This is a genomic window from Thioclava sp., assembly GCF_048263065.1.
Lineage (GTDB): Bacteria > Pseudomonadota > Alphaproteobacteria > Rhodobacterales > Rhodobacteraceae > Thioclava.
The window spans coordinates 251,559-270,382 of sequence record NZ_JBLXEM010000005.1 but is presented as its reverse complement, the minus strand read 5'-3'; the positions used below and the strand labels follow the sequence as shown (position 1 = coordinate 270,382).

At 61.0% G+C, this 18,824-nt stretch carries 18 protein-coding genes and 1 riboswitch; of the genes, 4 read left to right on the top strand and 14 right to left on the bottom strand.

The features are described from left to right. Positions 1-50: 50 nt before the first annotated feature. Positions 51-365 (top strand): TM2 domain-containing protein, encoded by a 315-nt coding sequence (locus ACN0SD_RS09895; RefSeq protein ID WP_417808078.1) that lies wholly within the window; start codon positions 51-53, stop codon positions 363-365. Here ACN0SD_RS09895 and ACN0SD_RS09890 read toward each other — a convergent pair. From ACN0SD_RS09890 to ACN0SD_RS09875, 4 genes are all read right to left on the bottom strand, one after another. Continuing rightward, positions 362-1,108, bottom strand: coding sequence for a DUF6969 family protein (locus tag ACN0SD_RS09890; RefSeq protein WP_417808077.1), 747 nt, complete (start codon positions 1,106-1,108; stop codon positions 362-364). The genes ACN0SD_RS09895 and ACN0SD_RS09890 overlap by 4 nt on opposite strands. A gap of 86 nt (positions 1,109-1,194) precedes the next feature. Further along, on the bottom strand, positions 1,195-2,001 hold the full coding sequence (locus ACN0SD_RS09885; protein WP_417808076.1) for a fused DSP-PTPase phosphatase/NAD kinase-like protein: 807 nt from the start codon (positions 1,999-2,001) through the stop codon (positions 1,195-1,197). A 47-nt stretch (positions 2,002-2,048) separates the two neighbouring features. Beyond that, positions 2,049-2,693: a DUF6691 family protein gene (locus tag ACN0SD_RS09880; protein WP_417808075.1), complete on the bottom strand. Its 645-nt coding sequence runs from the start codon at positions 2,691-2,693 to the stop codon at positions 2,049-2,051. Continuing rightward, positions 2,690-3,205 carry a YeeE/YedE thiosulfate transporter family protein gene (locus ACN0SD_RS09875; RefSeq protein WP_417808074.1) on the bottom strand — a complete coding sequence of 172 codons (516 nt, stop codon included), beginning with the start codon at positions 3,203-3,205 and terminating at the stop codon, positions 2,690-2,692. Before ACN0SD_RS09875 ends, ACN0SD_RS09880 begins: the two co-directional genes overlap by 4 nt. Positions 3,206-3,426: 221 nt before the next feature. Between ACN0SD_RS09875 and ACN0SD_RS09870 the strand changes: the two genes are divergently transcribed. The 3 genes from ACN0SD_RS09870 to ACN0SD_RS09860 all read left to right on the top strand — a co-directional run bounded on the left by ACN0SD_RS09870 (position 3,427) and on the right by ACN0SD_RS09860 (position 6,973). After that, positions 3,427-4,806 (top strand): DUF1800 domain-containing protein, encoded by a 1,380-nt coding sequence (locus ACN0SD_RS09870; RefSeq protein ID WP_417808073.1) that lies wholly within the window; start codon positions 3,427-3,429, stop codon positions 4,804-4,806. Positions 4,807-4,816: 10 nt separating this feature from the next. Further along, positions 4,817-6,034 carry a DUF1501 domain-containing protein gene (locus tag ACN0SD_RS09865; RefSeq protein WP_417808072.1) on the top strand — a complete coding sequence of 406 codons (1,218 nt, stop codon included), beginning with the start codon at positions 4,817-4,819 and terminating at the stop codon, positions 6,032-6,034. Positions 6,035-6,226: 192 nt separating this feature from the next. Next, a complete protein-coding gene (locus tag ACN0SD_RS09860; RefSeq protein ID WP_417808071.1) occupies positions 6,227-6,973 on the top strand; it encodes a class I SAM-dependent methyltransferase in 747 nt (248 codons plus the stop codon). Between the two features lie 258 nt (positions 6,974-7,231). On the opposite strand, the gene ACN0SD_RS09855 is transcribed toward ACN0SD_RS09860, so the two are convergent. From ACN0SD_RS09855 to ACN0SD_RS09810, 10 genes are all read right to left on the bottom strand, one after another. Next, positions 7,232-8,845: an FMN-binding glutamate synthase family protein gene (locus ACN0SD_RS09855; RefSeq protein WP_417808070.1), complete on the bottom strand. Its 1,614-nt coding sequence runs from the start codon at positions 8,843-8,845 to the stop codon at positions 7,232-7,234. A 71-nt stretch (positions 8,846-8,916) separates the two neighbouring features. Next, on the bottom strand, positions 8,917-9,699 hold the full coding sequence (locus ACN0SD_RS09850) for a cobalamin-binding protein (protein ID WP_417808069.1): 783 nt from the start codon (positions 9,697-9,699) through the stop codon (positions 8,917-8,919). Then, a complete protein-coding gene (locus ACN0SD_RS09845; RefSeq protein WP_417808111.1) occupies positions 9,699-10,445 on the bottom strand; it encodes an ABC transporter ATP-binding protein in 747 nt (248 codons plus the stop codon). Before ACN0SD_RS09845 ends, ACN0SD_RS09850 begins: the two co-directional genes overlap by 1 nt. Continuing rightward, a complete protein-coding gene (locus ACN0SD_RS09840) occupies positions 10,445-11,428 on the bottom strand; it encodes a FecCD family ABC transporter permease (protein WP_417808068.1) in 984 nt (327 codons plus the stop codon). The genes ACN0SD_RS09845 and ACN0SD_RS09840 overlap by 1 nt, the downstream gene beginning before the upstream one ends. Then, a complete protein-coding gene (locus tag ACN0SD_RS09835; protein WP_417808067.1) occupies positions 11,425-12,306 on the bottom strand; it encodes an ABC transporter substrate-binding protein in 882 nt (293 codons plus the stop codon). The genes ACN0SD_RS09840 and ACN0SD_RS09835 overlap by 4 nt, the downstream gene beginning before the upstream one ends. Further along, entirely contained in the window at positions 12,281-14,182 is a 1,902-nt protein-coding gene (locus ACN0SD_RS09830; RefSeq protein ID WP_417808066.1) for a TonB-dependent receptor plug domain-containing protein, read from the bottom strand. The genes ACN0SD_RS09835 and ACN0SD_RS09830 overlap by 26 nt, the downstream gene beginning before the upstream one ends. Positions 14,183-14,318: 136 nt before the next feature. Next, positions 14,319-14,519: riboswitch (cobalamin riboswitch) on the bottom strand. Positions 14,520-14,548: 29 nt separating this feature from the next. Further along, positions 14,549-15,595 (bottom strand): DUF475 domain-containing protein, encoded by a 1,047-nt coding sequence (locus ACN0SD_RS09825; protein ID WP_417808065.1) that lies wholly within the window; start codon positions 15,593-15,595, stop codon positions 14,549-14,551. A gap of 114 nt (positions 15,596-15,709) precedes the next feature. After that, positions 15,710-16,135: a DUF1499 domain-containing protein gene (locus tag ACN0SD_RS09820; protein WP_417808064.1), complete on the bottom strand. Its 426-nt coding sequence runs from the start codon at positions 16,133-16,135 to the stop codon at positions 15,710-15,712. After that, on the bottom strand, positions 16,132-17,103 hold the full coding sequence (gene speB, locus ACN0SD_RS09815) for an agmatinase (protein WP_417808063.1): 972 nt from the start codon (positions 17,101-17,103) through the stop codon (positions 16,132-16,134). Before speB ends, ACN0SD_RS09820 begins: the two co-directional genes overlap by 4 nt. Positions 17,104-17,785: 682 nt before the next feature. Continuing rightward, the gene (locus ACN0SD_RS09810) at positions 17,786-18,799 is read right to left on the bottom strand and encodes an SLAC1 anion channel family protein (RefSeq protein WP_417808062.1); all 1,014 of its coding nucleotides are present in this window, start codon (positions 18,797-18,799) and stop codon (positions 17,786-17,788) included. Between the last annotated feature and the right edge of the window lie 25 nt (positions 18,800-18,824).

Genomic DNA, 18,824 nt, shown 5'->3' with positions numbered 1-18,824 from the left:
CCCGCACAAGCGCCCCCATATCGGGATCAGGAAATGTAACGAGGCTTAACATGACACGAGACGACACCCGCGCCCTGTATGTCGAACAGCGCGTCGCCAATGAGAAGAAATCTGCGCTGGCCGCCTATGCGATATGGTTTTTCTTGCCGATGTTGGGCGTGCACCGGATGTATCTGGGCCGCGTAGGGTCAGGCGTGATCATGCTGTTGATGACGGGGCTTGGCACGCTGCTGGCACCGATCCTGATTGGCTATATCCCGCTGGCGCTGGTCGGTCTGTGGTGGCTGATCGACGCGCTGCTGATCCCCGGCATGATCAGCCAGAACATGGCCGAGACCCGCTGGCGTCTTATGCAGGAAGGCTAAAGGTCAAGCTCCGCCTCGATCGCGGTGATCTGCCAATGCGGGTCGATCGCCATCGCCGAGGTGTTTTGCAAACCGCGATCTTCCAGCACCGCACTGTCGGGATGCGCGCTGAGCCACGCCTCAATCCGGGCATCGCGCGCGCGCAACAGCGCCTCAAATTGCGGACGATACAGCGCCACCATCGCACTGAGCCACAGGTTCACCGCCCAATTGGGATGCGCCAGCTCAATTGTGAAATGGTCAAGCAGTCCGATCACATCGCTCGCGTGATAAAAGGTCTCATCCGTGACCCAGCGATTGGTGGTGAAAATGCGCAGCGGATTACCCTTAGCATCCACACTGATCGCGCCGATATGGGCAAACCGCGCGGCGGGATCATCAGGGATTTGCGCGCCCGGTAAGTCCCAAGGCGTAAGGCCCGGAACCAGCGCATCCGGGCGCACGAACAAATGAAAATGACCATTCTCGCCCGCTAGCATCTCATCCGCTGTATGGGCGTGATAGAAATACTGGCAATGGGTTTCGGGGTCGAAAATATCGCCTTTGGGGTAGCGCTGCCAAGTGGTGAAAACGCCTTGATCGCGCAGCACTTCAGAAACCACGCTCATGCCGGATTTGCGCAAAACAGTTTCGCATTCGATCACCGTTTCGGCCGCGTCATGCATTTCTTCGAGCCGCGCGCGTGGAAGTTTGCCCAAGGCTTGCGGTGCGATTTCAGTGCTGCCGTTTGCGCTATGGCCCATGCCAACCCCTCACCTGATTACAAACCGCTACATAGGAACGGGACCGGCCAACCGACCGGTCCCGTCTTTATTATAAGATCAACCCATCAGAGCGGCGGCAAGCCCAGATCTTTGCGCACTTGCGGCTCGCGCGAGGTCTTGAGACCGACCTGACGCCCCTCTTCCACTGCGATCTCGGCGGGCACCCCCTTGGAGGCGCGATACAGCGCCCACATCGCGCCCACGCGGTTGGCGCTTTCGCAATGCAGCAAGATCGGGTAATTCGCCGGATCGTCGGCAATCTTGGCAAATTCCGCGACCTGATCTGCGGTCGGGGCCATCGTCGGCACAGAGATATTGATGTAGTTCATCCCCGATTTTTTGACGAGTTCACCCTCGTTGGGCGCGCCCTCATCAGGTTTGAGCAGGCTCACGACCGTCTCGAAACCCAGCATTTTCAGCATCGGGATTCCCGTCGGGTCGATAAACCCACCCGTGCCGATATAGGGCGAGGCGCGCAGGTAATTGTCCACGATATTGGGCATCTCGTTGCCATAGGGCGCTTGGGTCGCCTTAACGGTGGTGTCAAAAGGGCCCTTGGCCATCGGCGCAGCATCTGCGGCCTTGGCTGCCGGCGCGGCCCCAGGTGCGCAAGGATTGGCCGCCGCCGCCCCCGGAGCACATGGATTTGCTGCCGCCGCACCGGGCGCGCAGGGGTTGGCCGCCGCCGGAGCGCAAGGATTGCTTGGCATAGCTGCGGGCGCGCAGGGGTTCACCGCTGCGGCAGGTGCGCAGGGGTTGGTGGCTTGCGCCGAGGCCGTCATCGGCACGGCGGCTCCCATCGCCAGCGCCGTTACCGGTACCATCGCTGCGCGTAGCAGGCTTTTACGGGTCTTGGTTTTGTGGGTTCTCATCGAACACTCCTCCCTAAAGTCACTCTGAACTAGAAATCATCTGGCGATCACGCTTGACGCGATGCACCGGTTATCGCCATGTCATCGGCCTCATCATCGGGCGCGCAGACTTCGGCTGCGGTCAGCGGACCACCGCGCGCACGCTCCATCATCGTGCCAAGGCGGAAACCGACTGCGGCAAGGATCACCAGCACCAGCAGGACGACCCATTCGGGCAGGCCGAAAAGCTGCGGCAGGGTTTGCGCCGCCGGGCCTTGTCCGGCCATGTAAAAGCCCATCAGCGGCTCATAGACCCACGCGAAAGCCGAAGTGCCAAGCACCATACCGATGCCAAACACCACCGCGTCGATCCGCCCCGAGGCCACACCGACAACCGAGGTGCCCGGGCAATAGCCCCCCAGCGCAAACCCGGCCCCGATCAGCAAGCCACCCGCGAGGACCGCCCAGAAGAACAGCGTCGGGATGAACACGGCATTACCCGCCATCAGCCCCATCGTGCGTAAGACATACAGCCCGATTGCCGCGACCAGAACGGCCGTAAACATCACCTTGAACACCGAGAAATCGCGCAGCGAAAACTGCGCCGTCAGCTTGCGCGCGCTGCCGAAACCGGCAGCCTCAAGCGCGTAGCCAAACAACACACCCGACAGCAGACCCGAGGCCACACCGCCATCATAAAACGGAATGCTCATTGCCATACCCTCCGCATCAAAAAGGACACGGCAAAGCCTGCCGCGAAGAACCCGATCAGAAACACAAAGCCTGAAACCGCAAGCGTGGCCCCGCCCGACAGGCCCACACCCGAGGTGCAGCCGCGCGCCAGACGCGCGCCAAAGCCCACCAGCGCGCCACCGATAAGCGCATAAACCAGCCGGTTGCCACTTGAGGTCGACGGTCCGCGCTCGACCTTGACGGCAATCCGCCCGGCCCCTTTGGCGCCCAAGAATGCGCCGATCAACACGCCCACGACTTCCCAGGTGATCCAGGACATCAGCGGATTGCCCGCCTTCATGAACGGCCCGAAATAGGCGTTCTCGGTGGTTGCAGTGGGTGCGACCCATTCATTGGCTTGCGCGGCGAATCGCGTGACAAACCCGGATGCGCCCAGCCCGTGGCCGGTGATCACAAACGTTAAAAGCAAGGCCAAACCCAGCACAATTCCAGCGCTGAGCGGTGACCAAAACGGTTTTGGAGCCTCTCTCATGGTAGTCTCCCTTTCCCCAAAAAGAACATATTCAAACATGATGATACAAGAACGCGTGAGGCATTCAACGGCTTTTCACGCTGCAATGCGGCGTCGCCCTGCATCGGCACGTTTGCGCGAAGGCCAGATTCCAGCGCTAGGCAAGCGCGTGTAGTGCGCCTATTTTGAGCCGCGAGCTCGGGCCGATGCGCCCGCGCCAGCTATTGGAAAGGGTGCCAGATATGTCCGGGACGAGAGACGTCTCTACAATCGCGGCGATCCGCTATGGCTACGGGCTGAGCCCCAATCAGCCAGCCCCCTCGGATGCGCAGGCTCTGCTTGACCAGCTTGACGCGCCCGATACCGCCGCGACGCGCTGGCCCCTACGCGGCACCGATTTCATGCGCCAGCAAATGAACGACATGCGAGCCGCTCGCAAAGCTAAGCGCAACGGCGATGAGACGGCCCAAAAGCGCATCAAAACGACTCGTAAGCGCGTCAATGATCAGGTGCTTGTCGGGCTGCACGCCCAGCTTGCCCGCGCCAGTCTTTCGCCGCAGGGATTTCGCGAAAGGTTACAGTATTTCTGGTGCGATCACTTCACCGTGACCAGCAAGACCGGCGTGACCGCGACCGCCCCCGACGCCTTTGCCAAAGAGGCGATTCGCCCCCATCTGGCAGGCAGCTTCGCGCAAATGCTGCGCGCCGCCGTGACCCATCCGGCAATGTTGATGTATCTCGATCAGACCCGTTCAATCGGACCGCAAAGCGCGTTTGCCAAAAAGCGCAAGAACGGCGGGCTGAATGAAAACCTGGGCCGCGAAGTGTTAGAGTTGCACACTTTGGGCGTCGCGGCACCCTACACCCAAGAGGACGTACGCCAATTCGCCACGCTACTGACCGGGCTTGGGTTTAACGCCAATCAGGGCTTTGTCTTTTATCCCAACTGGGCGCAGCCGGGGGCCGAATTGGTGCTGGGGCGGCGCTATGGCGGCGAGACCCCGGCCAAGCTGTCCGACATCTACGCAGCCCTTGACGATATCGCGCTGAACCCCGCGACTGCGCATCATCTGGCGCATAAACTGGCGGTGCATTTCGTGGCCGATCAGCCCGATCCCGATTTGGTCAACCATACCGCGAGCGCCTATCTCGCCCATGACAGCGACCTGCGCGCCACTTACGCCGCAATGCTGGAACACCCCGCCGCTTGGGGGCCGCTTGGGGGCAAGGCGCGCCAGCCTTGGGATTTTATGGCCGCGTCGCTGCGCGCCATCGCCCCACCCGCCGCCATGATTGCTGATCTGGATAAGAAAAAGACCCGCTCATGGATCATCGCCCCGCTGCGCGCGATGGGCCAGCCCTATCAAAAGCCGCTCGGCCCCGATGGTTGGGCCGAGGACGCCAACGCCTGGATAACTCCGCAAGCACTGGCCACGCGGATCAATTGGGCGATGCGGATGGCGGCAATCTATGACCGCCACCTGCCCGATCCGCGCGCGTTCGTGCACAGCGCCTTGAGCGATGCCGCCAGCCCCACCCTCATCCAAGCCGCCGCACGCGCCGAAAGCAAACGCGAGGGGATCGGCTTGATCCTTGCCTCTGCCGATTTCAACCGCCGCTAGGGGTCTCGCGATGACACAAAAACCTGCCCGCCCGCTCTCTCGACGCCTGTTTTTGCGCTCTGCCTCGCTGATCGGCTGTTCGGCTGCCGCTTGGCCGCTGCTCAGCCCCGTGACCTTTGCCTCCGCCCCCGGAGATGAGCGCCTAGTCGTGATCATCCTGCGCGGCGCGATGGACGGGATCGACGTGGTACGCCCGATTGGTGACCGTGATTACGCAACCTATCGCAAAGACAGCCTGACAAACGGGCAAACCGGCCCGGCGCTAGATGATTTCTACGCGCTCCACCCGGCCCTGTCGGATCTGATGCCGCTGTGGACCGCGGGCGAGCTGGGCTTTGCCCACGCCGTCGCCACGCCTTATCGCGACAAGCGCAGCCATTTTGACGGGCAGGACATTCTCGAGGCAGGCACCGGGCTAGACGTGCCACAGCCGCAAGTACGCGATGGCTGGCTCAACCGGATGCTGCAAGCCGTGCCCGATCTGAAATCCGATACCGCCTATGCGGTCGGGCGCGATGAAATGAAGGTAATCGCGGGGCGCGCGCCCGCGATGAGCTGGGCCCCCAAGACGCAGTTGCGCCTTAGCGATCAAAGCCAGCGCCTGCTGGAACGCATCTACGAAGACGACCCGCTATTTCACGCCGCAGCGCAAGAGGCGATTGAGATCTCCGCGCGCCTTGAGGCCGAAAAAACCGCCGCGCGCAACGGCATGGCCCCGCCCCCCAAGATCAAGGGACAGGCGGCGCAACTGGCAGCCTTTGCCGCTGGCCGATTGCGCGAGGACACCCGCATCGCGACGTTTTCGATTGGCGGCTGGGACACCCATCGCAACCAACGCAACGTGCTTGCGAATCGCTTGGGCGATCTGTCCGGCGCGATCCTTGCGCTGAAATCCGGCTTGGGCCGCGACTGGGGGAAAACGACTGTGCTGGCGATGACCGAGTTTGGCCGCACCGCACGCGAAAACGGCACCGCTGGCACCGATCACGGCACCGGGGGCGCGCTAATCATGGCGGGCGGCGCCCTTCGCGGCGGGCGCGTCTATGGCCACTGGCCGGGGCTGGCCGATCACGCCTTGTTCGAGCAGCGCGACCTGATGCCCACCGCCGACGTGCGCGCCTACGCCGCTTGGGCGATGCGCGGCATGTTCGGCTTTGAGAAAGGTCTGCTGGAAACCACGGTCTTTCCCGGTCTGGATATGGGGGATGATCCTAGGATTATCGCCTGAGAGGCGACTTGTGCGGCATTTCCTGCCATAGTTTTACAAAGACACCGAGTACCTCCGCCACCGCCGCGCAGCATTTGAGATGTCGGCGCGTTCAATAAACTATCGTGCCTGAAGGTCTGGTTCTTACTCACTTTCATGGAATGCGCTTTCGGTATATGCTTTCACAAAAGCCTTAGTCGAAAGAAAGTTTGAATGGCAATTCCTGATACTCTTGCTGTCCGCCTGATAGAAACCGTCAAAGACAACGGCTTGAGTGGAAAATTTCTTATGCTTGGTCGCCAGCGCTGGATCGGAAGACGCAGAAAGCGCTCTGCTGTGCTGTATGATGAAGTGCTTGCCAAGTATTTCGCTAATATGCCGGACGAAGATTTTGCGAATCCAGATGATGAGTATTCCGAAAGGTTTTTCGAGAAACTGGGGTTTTCCTCTGTCGATTCAATGGATTTTTCCGAATTTGAGGGGGCATCAATTGTCCAAGACCTTAGCGCTCCCGTGCCCGAAACATTAGAACAAAAGTTCGATGTGATTTACGATGGCGGCACATGCGAACATATATTTGATTTGCCAACAGCTTATCGCAATATCCACAAAATGCTCAAGCCCGGCGGCGTGCTAATCGGACATTCGCCATGCAATAACTGGGTCAATCACTCGTTTTATCAACTCAACCCTGAGATAGTGTACGGCTTTTGGGAAAAATCATTGGGTTACAGCATTCTACACTGCTCCCTTCAACCATTGCTTCCCATGTATGCCAATAAAGTCGTAATGACGACCAACCCCAATGAGACAGGTAAACGTCCACGCTTATCCGGACAATTGCCAAATGGTGGAATAATTCTTAATTACGCCGTACGAAAACCACTTGAGGAACGCCATTCAAGTGATAAGGTATACCAATCAGATTACATAAATCAGTGGTCAGACTCCAAGAAATAGATTTCATTTATGGCAGGCACATCCAGAAGTTTCGGCGTTATCGGCAGGCAATAGAAAATTATTAAAAGTCTCGCGTGTGGACCGTAACCCACGCGCCTCGTTTGGTGCTGCAAAAACCGTTCAAGTCCTAAGCGTTTTTTCGTTTTGACTCTTTCGAGATAGCCACCGTTCGTGGCGGGATACAGTTTTCTGAAATTCCCTGAAACCCGACCTTTCCACTTACCGGGGTGCAAACGCGCCCCGGTAAGTGTCCCCCAGTTACACCCCGCTGTCGATCGGCTCGAACGCCTCGGCGCGGGCGCGTTGCCAGCGGTTGAGATAGCCAAAGCGGTCATCGTCCTCGCGCAGCAAGAACCCTTCGGGCATATAAGGAAACACCTCGTCTCCAACCTTGAAATCGCGGTCAGTGACACGCACCAGCAGATGATGGGGCAGGAATTGCCCAGGATGGGTCAGGCCCGCAGCGCCAGTCATTTCCGCTAGCGCCTTCATCGTGTTGCGGTGGAAATTAGCGACCCGCGTGGCCTTGTCGGGCACCACCAGCGCGCGCTGGCGGACCGGGTCTTGCGTAGTCACGCCGGTCGGGCAGCGGTTGGTGTGGCACGATTGCGCCTGAATACAGCCCACCGAAAACATAAAGCCGCGCGCCGAGTTTACCCAATCCGCCCCAATTGCCAGCGTCTTGGCGATGTGAAAGGCGGTGACCAGCTTGCCGCTTGCGCCGATCTTGATCTTGTCGCGCAGATCCGCGCCACGCAGCGCGTTGTGCACAAACACCAGCCCCTCGACCAGCGGAAAGCCCATGTGGTTGGCAAATTCCAAGGGCGCGGCACCCGTGCCGCCCTCTTTGCCATCGACGACGATGAAATCGGGCGTGATACCGGTTTCCAGCATCGCCTTGACGATGCACATAAATTCACGCCGATGCCCGACGCACAGCTTGAAGCCGACCGGCTTGCCGCCCGACAATTCGCGCAGTTTGGCGATGAAATACATCATCTCGATGGGCGTATCAAAAGCCGAATGCGACGCGGGAGAGATACAATCCACCCCCATCGGAATGTCGCGCGCCTCGGCGATTTCGGGCGTGATCTTGGCAGCGGGTAGCATACCGCCATGGCCGGGTTTTGCCCCTTGGGACAGTTTGATCTCGATCATCTTGACCTGATCGTCGCCGACACGTTGCGCGAATTTCTCGGGGTTGAAACTGCCATCATGATTGCGACAGCCGAAATAGCCCGAGCCGATTTCCCAGATCAGATCGCCCCCGCCCTCGCGGTGATAGCGCGAGATCCCGCCCTCACCCGTGTCATGGGCAAAGCCGCCCGCCTTGGCGCCGCGATTAAGCGCCATGATCGCATTGGCCGACAGCGCGCCAAAGCTCATCGCCGAGATGTTGTAGATCGAGGCGCTATAGGGCTGCGCGCAATCGGGCCCGCCGATTTCAACGCGGAAATCGCTGTTTTCGATATGGCGCGGTTTGACCGAATGGGTGATCCACTGATAGCCCGATTCCGACACCCGCATCCGCGTGCCGAACGGCTTGGCATCTTCGATATCCTTGGCGCGCTGATAAACGATGGTGCGGGTGGCGCGGGAAAACGGCACTTCGTCATCGTCGCTCTCGATCAGATATTGCCGAATCTCGGGGCGGATTTCCTCGAACATGAACCGCAGATGCGCGAGGATCGGATAGTTGCGCGTGATCGCATGGCGCGTCTGCATCAGGTCATAAACGCCAAGCAGTGACAGCAGTCCAAAGATCACCGCGATAAGCAAAAACCAATCGCTGAAAAACAATCCGATAAGTGCGACCAAGGTCAGGAAAACACAGATGGCGAGCGGCGAAAATCGAATAAATCGCGTGTACATGCCCCCTCCCCGGGGTTGTTTCAAAGAACCGTTCCAGCCACTCTAGCGTTGCCCCGCCCGGAGTCGAGGGGCTAACCGTGCGCGCCCCAGATCGCATGCTCCAGCGCATCCAGCCCATCGCTCAGAGCCGCCGGTCCGGGTTGCAGGATCAAGGTCGATTTAACCTCATGCAGGCGGTTTTGCGCAACGGCGGGCACGTCCTGCCAGCCAGCGCGGCAAGAAACTTTCTCAGGGCGGAATTTCTTGCCACACCACGACCCGATTATCACCTCGGGCGCGGCGGCAATCACCTGTGCGTGAGTGACGATGCGATGCTTGGCTTTGCCCTCACGCGCGAGACTGGCGAACACATCTTGCCCGCCCGCAATCTCGATCAGCTCCGACACCCAGCCCACCGCCGAGATCAGCGGCTCGTCCCATTCCTCAAACCAGACGCGCGGGCGTGTGGGGCGCGGTTTGGCCGCGATTTCGGCAAGGCGCGTCTCATAGTTTGCCGCCAGAAGTTCCGCCCGCTCGGTGCAGCCCACAAGCGCGCCCAGCGTGCAGATCATGTCCAAAATCCCCGCGATATTGCGTTGATTGAACGCATGAACGGCGATGCCCTCGCGCACAAGCCCGGCCACGATATCGGCTTGCAGGTCGGAAAACGTCAGCACCAGATCGGGCTTGAGCGCCAGAATTTTGGGCAAATCAGCGCTAATAAAGGCAGAGACCCGCGGCTTTTCACGCCGCACCCGTTTTGGGCGCACCGCATAGCCCGACACGCCCACGATCCGGTCCTGCGCGCCCAGCAGATAAAGCGTCTCAACGGTTTCTTCGGTCAAACAAACGATGCGTTCAGGGGGGAAGGCCATTAGCGCTCCAGCGTAGAAAGCGGTTGAAAGACAGGGCCTTGCGCGGTGGTTTGGAAATGCGCGCGGATGTGAAAGACCTCGGCCAGTAGCGCCTCGCTCAGCACATCCGCAGGCGTGCCATCGGCCACTAGACGCCCGCGATCCATCACCCAAACGCGCGTGCAATGACGCGCCGCAAGCCCCAGATCATGCAGCGAACACAGCACCGCCCCCCCTGTGCGCGCATGATCAGCAAAGACCTCCATCGTGTCGATCTGCGCCGCCGGATCAAGCCCTGCTATGGGTTCGTCCGCCAAAATCAGCGGGCTTTGCTGCGCCAGCGCCCGCGCGATCAGCACACGTGCCTGCTCGCCGCCTGATAGCTGCGTGGCGGCCCTGTCGCGGTAGTTTTCCAGCCCCATCCGCATCAGGGCCTCGTCAACCGCACGCGCCCCCGCGCCAAGCTGATCGCGCCCATGGGGCAGCCGCCCAAGCGCCACCAATTCGGCCACCGACAGCCCCCAAGCGATCTCGCGCGCTTGCGGCAACCACGCAGCCGCCCGCGCCCGCGCCATCGGATCAAGCTGCGCCAGAGAGCTATCTCCGCGATGCGCGATCAGCCCTAAAGCGGCGCGCATTAACGTCGTCTTGCCTGCCCCGTTCGGCCCGATCAGGCCGATAAACTCGCCGGGACTGATGGAGGCCGTCACACCATCCACCACCGGGCACTGTCCGCGCAGGACGCTTAGGTTTTGCAGGTCCAGCATCATGTTTCCCGCCCCATCTTGCGGATCATCGCAAGGAAGAACGGCGCGCCCACGATGGCTGTCAGCACCCCCAATTTCAGGTCGCGCTCAGGCGCAATCACCCGCGTCGCGATATCGGCGGCCAGCAACATCGCCGCCCCTCCAAGCGCCGAGGTCGGCAGCAGCCGCGAGGGGCGTGACCCCACCGCGCGGCGCAGCAGATGGGGCACCACAAGCCCGACAAAGCCGACCGCGCCCGCAACTGCCGTGGCCGCCCCCACCATCAGCGCACTGCCAAACACGATCTGCAGGCGCAGCCGTTTCAGCGACACCCCCATCGAAGCGGCGGCATCCTCGCCCAGACTCAGCGCATCCAGCCCCGCCCCCGAGCGCAGCAAAATCACCGCGCCAAGCGCAAGAAACGGCGCGGCCAGCGCGACATGGCTCATCGAGCGATCCGCAAGCGAGCCCATCATCCAAAACACGATCTCAGCCGCCGCATAGGGCGATGGCGCAAGGTTCAAAACCAGCGCCGTCGCCGCCCCCGCCAGCGCCGCCACCGCGATCCCCGCAAGGATCAGCACCAGCGCGCGCGCCTCGTGCCCCGCCAGCGTCAAAATCAGCGCCACCGCCACACCCGCACCCGCCAGCGCCGCCAACGGCAAGGCCAACGCGAAGGCGGCATAAAGCCCAGTCTGGATCGCAATCACCGCCCCAAGCGCAGCCCCCGCCGAGGTGCCAATCAGCCCCGGTTCTGCCAGCGGATTGCGCAAAAACCCCTGCATCGCGGCCCCCGACAGCCCCAAAGCCGCGCCCACGCCGACGCCCAGCAGCGCACGCGGCAGGCGCAACTCGCGCATCACCAGCCCCGGCGCGCCGTGCCCCGAGATCAGCGCGCGCAGCCCCTCAAACGGGCCGATCCCCGACGGCCCGATCAGCAGCGAGGCGGTAAACAGCGCCAAGACCAGCACCGTCAAACAGATGAGGATCGCGCGGTAACTCATTTTATTGCCTTGTTTTGTTCGATTTCGCGACCCAAAGCGGCCAGATCCGCCACCGCGCCCAACATCGCAGGTCCGCCACAGGTCCAGCGGGCATCGCGCAGGCCCCGCACGGTCGGCAAATCGCGCAGAACAGGATGATCAAGCACCTCTTGCGCACGGCTCGTGCCCATCTTGCCCTGACTGCCGCCCATGATCACCAGATCGGGGCGGTCCATCACCAGATCTTCTAGCGGCAAACGCCCGCCCCAATCCAGCCCCGGCCCGCTGACGACGTTGTCAAACCCCGCCATCGCAAGGATCTGCCCCTCCAGCGTGCGCGGCCCGTAAACATAGCCCGACGGCCCGATCACCGCCGCGCGCAGCCCCGGCGCGGGGGTGCGGATCGCCGCGAGCCGCGCATCAAACCCCGCAAGCAGTTTCGCGGCGCGATCTGGGTGGCCCAGAAGCGCGCCCATCGTGGTGATGCGCGCGCGGATTTCGGGCAGCGAGGTGCCCGGCGGCAGTTGCTCAACCCGCAGACCCAGTGTTTTCAGCATCGCAATCGTATCGGGATTAGACCATGTATCGGCCAGCACCAGATCGGGATGCAGGATCGAAATTTCCTCGGCACGTCCATAGTTTGCGCGGTAATGCTCAGCCTGTTTCCAACGCACCGACATGCTTGGGTCGGTCGCGAAATGGCTAAGGCTGACGATCTGGGCCGGATCAGCCAGCGCCAAAGCCAGTTGATCAGTGCATAGGTTCATCGAGACGACACGGGCAGGCGCAACAGGCGCGGAAGTCTCCCCCCGCGCCGCGCCCACAAGCAAAAAGCCCGCGGACATCAACGCGACAAACGCCGCGCCAAGGCGATCAGAACGCCGCACGCAGACCGACATAGGCGGTGCGCCCGGCGCTCGCATAGCCCCACGCCTCGCTATAGTTTTCATCGGTCACGTTATCGATCCGTCCGACCAGCGAAACGCCGTTATCCAACGCATAGCTCCCCGAGAGGTTCACCAGCGTGTAATTGGGCAGTTCCGCAATCGGCGACGGGAATGGGAGGAAAAACTGACCATCGTAATTGCCCGAGACATGCTTGATGGCGAGGGTGGCTGCGCCGCGCCCCTGTGCAAACGAATAGGTCGCCGCAAGGTTGGCCTCGTGCGCCGGGCGGCGCGTCAGATAGTCCCCGCTGGCATCGCGGGCGTGGGTGTAGGTGTAATCAAGGCTCATCAGCAAGTTTGACGTCACCTGATACTGACCCGAGATCTCGACCCCGTAGGATTTCGAGGTGCCGGGCAGGTTGGTTGATGTCGTGCCGTAGCCGCTAATCTTGTCGCTCACGTGCTGCTGGAACAAGGTAACGTCGATATTTCCGCGCTCGCCGAAGCTGTATTGTGCGCCAACATCAATGCCGCGAACGGTCTCAGGGCGCAGATTGGGATTGCCCGAATATACCCCCGGCACAAAGCCGAATTGTTCATACATATCGGGGTTCACGATGGCTTTGCCAATCGAGCCGTGCAGGCGAACCGCGCTGGCAGGCACCTGATAGGAGGCTGCGATATTCCAAGTCGTGCCATCTTCGAATACGTCGTTGAAGATGCGTCGCACCCCGGCCTCTAGCCCAAGCCCATTATCGAAATCACCCGAATATTGCAGCGCAGCCGAGCGTGTGGTGCGCTGATAGGCAGAGGGGCCAAAGCCGTAGTCAGAGGAAAAGTGATCGGTCTCTTCTTGTGCGGCAAAGGCCAGTGTCTGGCGCGCGGCCTCAACCGTTGTGGCGTCAAGCGCGTAGGTCGCGGTGTAGTTCAACTCGCGATGCTGGCTTGAATTAGACGAGCCAAGCACACCCGAGGAATAGTTTTTGAACCCGATATCGGTGCCCGCATAGCTAAGCTTGTGCTGAAGCCTGCCACCAAGGCTGTCGGCCTTGAACCAGAGCTGGCCGAACGTATCCCGGCGCTTTCCGACATTGTCAGCATCGACTACGTAGGCCGCCGCAGACCCCGATCCAGTCGCCGAGTCATAGTCGTAATTTTGATACGATTGGCGCAACATCACCCCGGCGGTCAACCAGTCGGTGATGTCATATTGCCCCGTGATCGTCCCCGTCGAAAGAGTCGAGGAATCGCGCTGGCCACCATCGCCCGAGATATCGTAGCCGCCTTTGTGATCTTGCGCGATGCTAAAGGCGATCTGCCCACGCGCGCCCCTATATTGCGCATTATAGTTGACATGTGTCGTGCCATACGACCCGTAACCAATGCCCGTCTGCTGATGCAGCCCCGGTTCGCTTGCCTTTTTGGTGGTAATCGAGATCACACCCGCCGCCGCATTGGCCCCGCCAATCACTGATTGCGGACCGCGCAACACCTCGATGCGTTCGATATCAGCCACGTCTAGCCCGTTGAAATAAAACGCGCCATTGTAGCCCGCCGAGGCTTTGACGCCATCAATCAACACCACGGTCATATTTGAATCACCGCCACGGATGAACACACTGCCCAGCGACGCATCGGTTTGGGTGACCGCCACACCGGGCACGCTCGAAAGCGCTTGCGTCACGGTTGCATAGCCGAGCCGGTCGATCTCATCAGCGGTGACGACTGTATAGCTGCGCCCATAGGTCAAGGCATTCAGCGGCTTAGAGCCAAGCGCGCCCGAAAACACAATCTCATCCAGCGCATAGGGTTGGCTGTCTTGCGCCAACGCGGGGGTGGCGAGTGCGGTGGATAGCAGCAGGGCCGTCGTAAGTTGGGTGGTTTTCATATCCAAATCCCTCGGAACGCAGCACGTAGCTTGCGTGAACTTCGTATTTTAAGTCTTTGGAAAAATGCCATTTCCGCCGACGGTGAAACTGTCACCACGAGCGGAATACCGCCTCTCCCGCACACCCCGCGCAGGCAGAAAGGATGAGCGCCTCGGCAGGTCTCCTGGCTTGCGGGTCGTCGTTCAAGCTGGCCTTCCCGGATCATCGACCCAGTGGCTAAGTCAGCCGTCACTCACCGCTCACAGTTGCGGGGGCAGCCCCGGAATAAGCACAACGCGCGCTGCACCGGGTTCCCTTTTGATCCGCAGGTGCGGAACCGAAGTGGCCCCCGGATGCCCGCTCATAGCCGCCCTGTCAAGGAAATTTCAACGCTCGTGAGCGATCCGTGCGCGCCTGTTGAACCGGATCGAGGAAAACAGCGCGAACCCGATCAGCCCCGCACCAACCAGCCCGGTGATCGCCTCGGGGACATGCACGAGGGTCTGGGCAAACATCACCATCGACAGGATCAGGATCGACCAGAACGCACCATGTTCGAGATAGCGGAATTCTGACAGCGTGTTGCGTTCCACCAGCATCAGCGTCATCGAGCGCACATACATCGCCCCCACGCCCAGCCCGATGGCGATCAGGAACAGGTTTTGCGTCAGCGCAAAGGCCCCGATCACGCCATCAAAGCTAAACGAGGCATCGAGCACTTCGAGATACAGAAATCCGCCCAGACCGGCGCGCGCAGTGGCGGCGGATAAACTGGCGCGGTCTAGCACCTGCCCCAGCACCTCAACGGCCAGAAACGTCGCCAGCCCCGCAACCGAGGCGAACAGAAAGTCACCCTCACTCCCCTCGGGCAGGATCCAGGTGAAGCCAAGGATCACCAACAGCACAAAGCCGATTTCAAGCCCGCGCACCGAGGCACAGGCCCGCATCCGGCATTCAAGCGTTGCGATCCAATCGACATCCTTGCCCTCGTCGATAAAGTAATTCAGCGCGACCATCATCAGGAATGCGCCGCCAAAACCGGCAATCGACAGATGCGCTCCGTCGATGATGCGGGCGTATTCGGCGGGCTGTTGCGCGGCCAGTTGGATCGCCTGCCACGGCCCGATTCCGGCGGCGATCACCACAATCAGCAGCGGAAACAAGATGCGCATCCCGAACACCGCAATCACGATACCCCACGTCAGGAACCGCTTTTGCCAGATCGGGCTCATAGTCTTGAGCTTGTTGGCATTCACGATCGCATTGTCGAAACTGAGCGAAATTTCCAGCACTGCCAGCACCGCCGCGATCAGCAGAAACGAGATCGCCCCGCCCCATGTGCCCGAATGCTGATACCCCAGCGCGAATGCCCCGAGGAGTCCTGCGATGGTGACCAAGAAGGCCCAAGTAAAATATCGCATCGCGCTGGTCATGCTGGCTCCCGCTGTCCCTTGCTGGCATGGAGCGCAAATAAGAAGCCCCCGGCCCGCGCACAAGACATGGCACTGCAAGAGAATTTGGTTGTGGCAGGAATGCCTGTGTGGGCGCTAAAGACCCGCCTCGTCCAGCCAGCCCTTGATGCGTTTGGCGTTCACCCCAAGATCAAAGGAGCCAAACACCAGATGGCCGCGAATTTGCACTGTGTCGCCTGAGATCCAGACATTGGTGACATCGGGAAAGCCCCAGAATGCCGAGCGGGTGACATAGCTGGCGTGTCCTGCCTCAAGGCTGCCCGCCACCTGCCGGGTGCGCGCGCTGGCGCGAATGATGCGGTCCAGCGCACTCATCGCGGCGACCGGATCGCTCGGCGTGCGCGCGGCCTGAAAGCTGCCCGTTTCGGGGTAGTCTCCGGGTGGTTTTGCCAGCCCGCCCACCGCGTAACGCGCCGGATCAATCGAGGCCAGACGCACATAGGCATCGCCCGCCGCGATCAGTACGACGACAATGGCTACGCTCCAGATCAACACCTTCATACGCCCTCCTTGCGCAGCCCCCAGCCTGCCAGCGCCAGCAGCTCAGTTGCGACATGCGCCCCCGCAATCGCGGTCGCGCCGGTCGGGTCATAGGGGGGGGACACTTCAACCACATCGCCGCCGACCATGTTGATACCCTTAAGCCCGCGCAGCAAAGCCGCTGCCTGCCAGCTTGCCAAGCCACCCCAAACCGGGGTGCCGGTGCCGGGCGCGAAGGCCGGATCAAGACCATCGATATCAAAGGTGATATATGTGGGTCGGTTTCCCACCACGTCACGGATGCGCGCCAGCGTCGCGTCGATCCCGTCTTGATGGACCGAGGGCGCATCCAAAATCGTAACGCCCAGCGTATCGGGGTTGTCGGTGCGGATGCCGACCGAGACGGTGGTCTCGGGCGCCACCAGCCCCAGTTTCAGCGCCTTATACAGGAAGGTGCCGTGGTCGATCCGGCTCATGTCGTCATCTGCCCAAGTGTCGGAATGGGCGTCGAACTGGATCAGCGCCACGGGGCCGTGTTTGGCCGCCACCGCGCGCAGGATCGGCAGCGTGATGAAGTGATCACCCCCCAGCGTGATCGGCACCACTCCGGCATTGATGATCTGCGCCAGATGTGCCTCGATCCGGGCGGGCACCTCCGCCACATTGGCATAGTCAAACGCCATGTCGCCGTAATCGACGATTGCCAGTTCGCTCAGCGGATCATAGCCCCAGCCATAGGGCGCATCGAACGCTTGCAGGGTTGACGCCTCACGGATCGCGCGCGGGCCAAACCGCGTCCCGGGACGGTTCGTCACCGCCTGATCAAAGGGGATGCCCGTCACCGCAATCTGCGCGCCGCTCAGGTCTTTGCTGTAACGCCGGCGCAGGAAACTGGTCGCCCCGCCAAAGGCGTTCTCGAAACTCAGGCCGCGCAGTTCAGCGCGCGTAAAAGCCTGATCGATCTGTGTCTTCGCATCTTCAAGCGCCATGACGCCCCCCTTTTTCTAGCTACAGATGTGGCGCGGCGCGCGAGATAGGTCAAGCGTGCGCCGCATCGCCCAGCGACACCCCGCCACACCTGCGCGCACTCACGTTGCGGGCAAAGTTGATCCGAATCTAGCCGTTCACCGTTTCATTGCCTTGGGCTGATGACACTTCTTCGAGCTACGGCGGACTTCAGCCACAAAAAAGTTATTCGTTACCGCGCTTGCCGAAAGCACAGCACTTGCAAGCGCCGCTTTTGCAGATGACGCTGAACTCGATGTAGCCTTATCTTGACGAGGTCTTAATGGGCCGTGGCGCTACCTTGACCGGATCAGGATAAGCGCGGCCTTGCGCAGTTCATGGCTGAGAGTTGTGCGGCCTGTCGCTAAGGCTTCAACGTGAGGGCGAAGTTTACGACCCCTTCGGTCCGATCAAAAAACCTGGCGCAGACGTGCTGCCCAAGATCGTTTTCCCGATCCTGCTCGCGCGCACGAAAAGCACGCCCAAGCCCTACACGATGCTCACCGAGCAATATGACGGGCCGAAAAGATCGAAACACCTTGGCGCGCGGGGGGCAATCTCGCTCGCTGTTTTTATGGGGCTGGACGGTCACACTCCTGCACGACTGCGCCACGAAAAAGGGCGGGGAAATGCCCACCCTTCAACGCTTGAATATGTCGGAACGGTTTACTCAGGTTGGCAAATCTCGCCGCGCACAATACCGACAACGGTGCGCCAGACCAGCCCGATGATCAGGATCGTCAGGGCCACCAAAAACGCCATCCCCAGCCGCTCATGCGCGACGGAATGGGCGTATTCGCCATGCAGGAAGGTGGCGATAGTCAGCGCAGCCAGCGGAAAGCTGAGCGCCCAATAGCTCATCGCGAAAGGCAGGCGCAGGATGCGGGGCACTTGCACCGCCACGAGCGCTGCAAACACATAGGCCAGCGACAGCAGGATATGGGCGAACGGATCGACCCCGTGGCCTGCCACGGCCCCCGGCGTGACCGGAGTCCCCGTCAGGCGCAGCCATGAAATAAAGGCAATCGCAGGGGGCGCAATCATGATCACCAAGGTCGGTTGCAACTTGCCCGGCATCGGGTCGTGAAACACCAGTCGGTTAAACACCAGCGTCAGCAAGATCAGCCAGAAGATCAAACCGGCAGAAAAGAACAGCCAGCTAATTTCAACAAAACCGAGCTGCGCACCGGCGACCGGAACAATCACATTGCCCACCGCCGGGATGAACCACGCGGGGTTCAACTGCCCATGCATGAACGAGCGCGTGCCGATCCAGTTCGTGACAACCGCCAGCGTCAACACCCCTTGCAGTGCCGTGCCCACGACCCACAGGCTCAGCGCCAAGGGCATCGAGACGGTCATCGCGATGATCGCCAGCAATAGCAGCGACACGGCAATGGTCGGGAAAAACGCCAGCCGGACCGGGTGATGCCACTCTTCTTTCAGCGCCTGGGGGTATTTCGCTGCCTTGGCGAGATAAAACCCAAGGATCAGCACAAAGACGATTGCCGTGAACGCAAACATCACCTGATAGGGCAGCGGCCCCAGCCCCATCGGCTTGGCGGCCGCGCGCAGGGCCAGCGTGAAGCCTCCCAAGCCCATCGTGGTCGCGAAAAACGTGATCGGGAAATGCTCGAGCCTGTTATGGGCGTCGCTTGGCGCCATTTCTGTCGTGCTCATTTTACCGTCTCCATGCTGGGCGCCA

What these genes read in the sequence shown, in the direction of transcription:
- ACN0SD_RS09860 (WP_417808071.1), top strand. Translation starts at nt 6,227, where the DNA reads ATGGCAATTCCTGATACTCTTGCTGTCCGCCTGATAGAAACCGTCAAA.
- ACN0SD_RS09885 (WP_417808076.1), bottom strand. Translation starts at nt 2,001, where the DNA reads ATGAGAACCCACAAAACCAAGACCCGTAAAAGCCTGCTACGCGCAGCG.
- ACN0SD_RS09820 (WP_417808064.1), bottom strand. Translation starts at nt 16,135, where the DNA reads ATGAAGGTGTTGATCTGGAGCGTAGCCATTGTCGTCGTACTGATCGCG.
- ACN0SD_RS09845 (WP_417808111.1), bottom strand. Translation starts at nt 10,445, where the DNA reads ATGCTGGACCTGCAAAACCTAAGCGTCCTGCGCGGACAGTGCCCGGTG.
- ACN0SD_RS09895 (WP_417808078.1), top strand. Translation starts at nt 51, where the DNA reads ATGACACGAGACGACACCCGCGCCCTGTATGTCGAACAGCGCGTCGCC.
- ACN0SD_RS09855 (WP_417808070.1), bottom strand. Translation starts at nt 8,845, where the DNA reads ATGTACACGCGATTTATTCGATTTTCGCCGCTCGCCATCTGTGTTTTC.
- ACN0SD_RS09890 (WP_417808077.1), bottom strand. Translation starts at nt 1,108, where the DNA reads ATGGGCCATAGCGCAAACGGCAGCACTGAAATCGCACCGCAAGCCTTG.
- ACN0SD_RS09840 (WP_417808068.1), bottom strand. Translation starts at nt 11,428, where the DNA reads ATGAGTTACCGCGCGATCCTCATCTGTTTGACGGTGCTGGTCTTGGCG.
- ACN0SD_RS09830 (WP_417808066.1), bottom strand. Translation starts at nt 14,182, where the DNA reads ATGAAAACCACCCAACTTACGACGGCCCTGCTGCTATCCACCGCACTC.
- ACN0SD_RS09825 (WP_417808065.1), bottom strand. Translation starts at nt 15,595, where the DNA reads ATGACCAGCGCGATGCGATATTTTACTTGGGCCTTCTTGGTCACCATC.
- ACN0SD_RS09850 (WP_417808069.1), bottom strand. Translation starts at nt 9,699, where the DNA reads ATGGCCTTCCCCCCTGAACGCATCGTTTGTTTGACCGAAGAAACCGTT.
- ACN0SD_RS09875 (WP_417808074.1), bottom strand. Translation starts at nt 3,205, where the DNA reads ATGAGAGAGGCTCCAAAACCGTTTTGGTCACCGCTCAGCGCTGGAATT.
- ACN0SD_RS09835 (WP_417808067.1), bottom strand. Translation starts at nt 12,306, where the DNA reads ATGTCGGTCTGCGTGCGGCGTTCTGATCGCCTTGGCGCGGCGTTTGTC.
- ACN0SD_RS09870 (WP_417808073.1), top strand. Translation starts at nt 3,427, where the DNA reads ATGTCCGGGACGAGAGACGTCTCTACAATCGCGGCGATCCGCTATGGC.
- ACN0SD_RS09880 (WP_417808075.1), bottom strand. Translation starts at nt 2,693, where the DNA reads ATGAGCATTCCGTTTTATGATGGCGGTGTGGCCTCGGGTCTGCTGTCG.
- speB (WP_417808063.1), bottom strand. Translation starts at nt 17,103, where the DNA reads ATGGCGCTTGAAGATGCGAAGACACAGATCGATCAGGCTTTTACGCGC.
- ACN0SD_RS09865 (WP_417808072.1), top strand. Translation starts at nt 4,817, where the DNA reads ATGACACAAAAACCTGCCCGCCCGCTCTCTCGACGCCTGTTTTTGCGC.
- ACN0SD_RS09810 (WP_417808062.1), bottom strand. Translation starts at nt 18,799, where the DNA reads ATGAGCACGACAGAAATGGCGCCAAGCGACGCCCATAACAGGCTCGAG.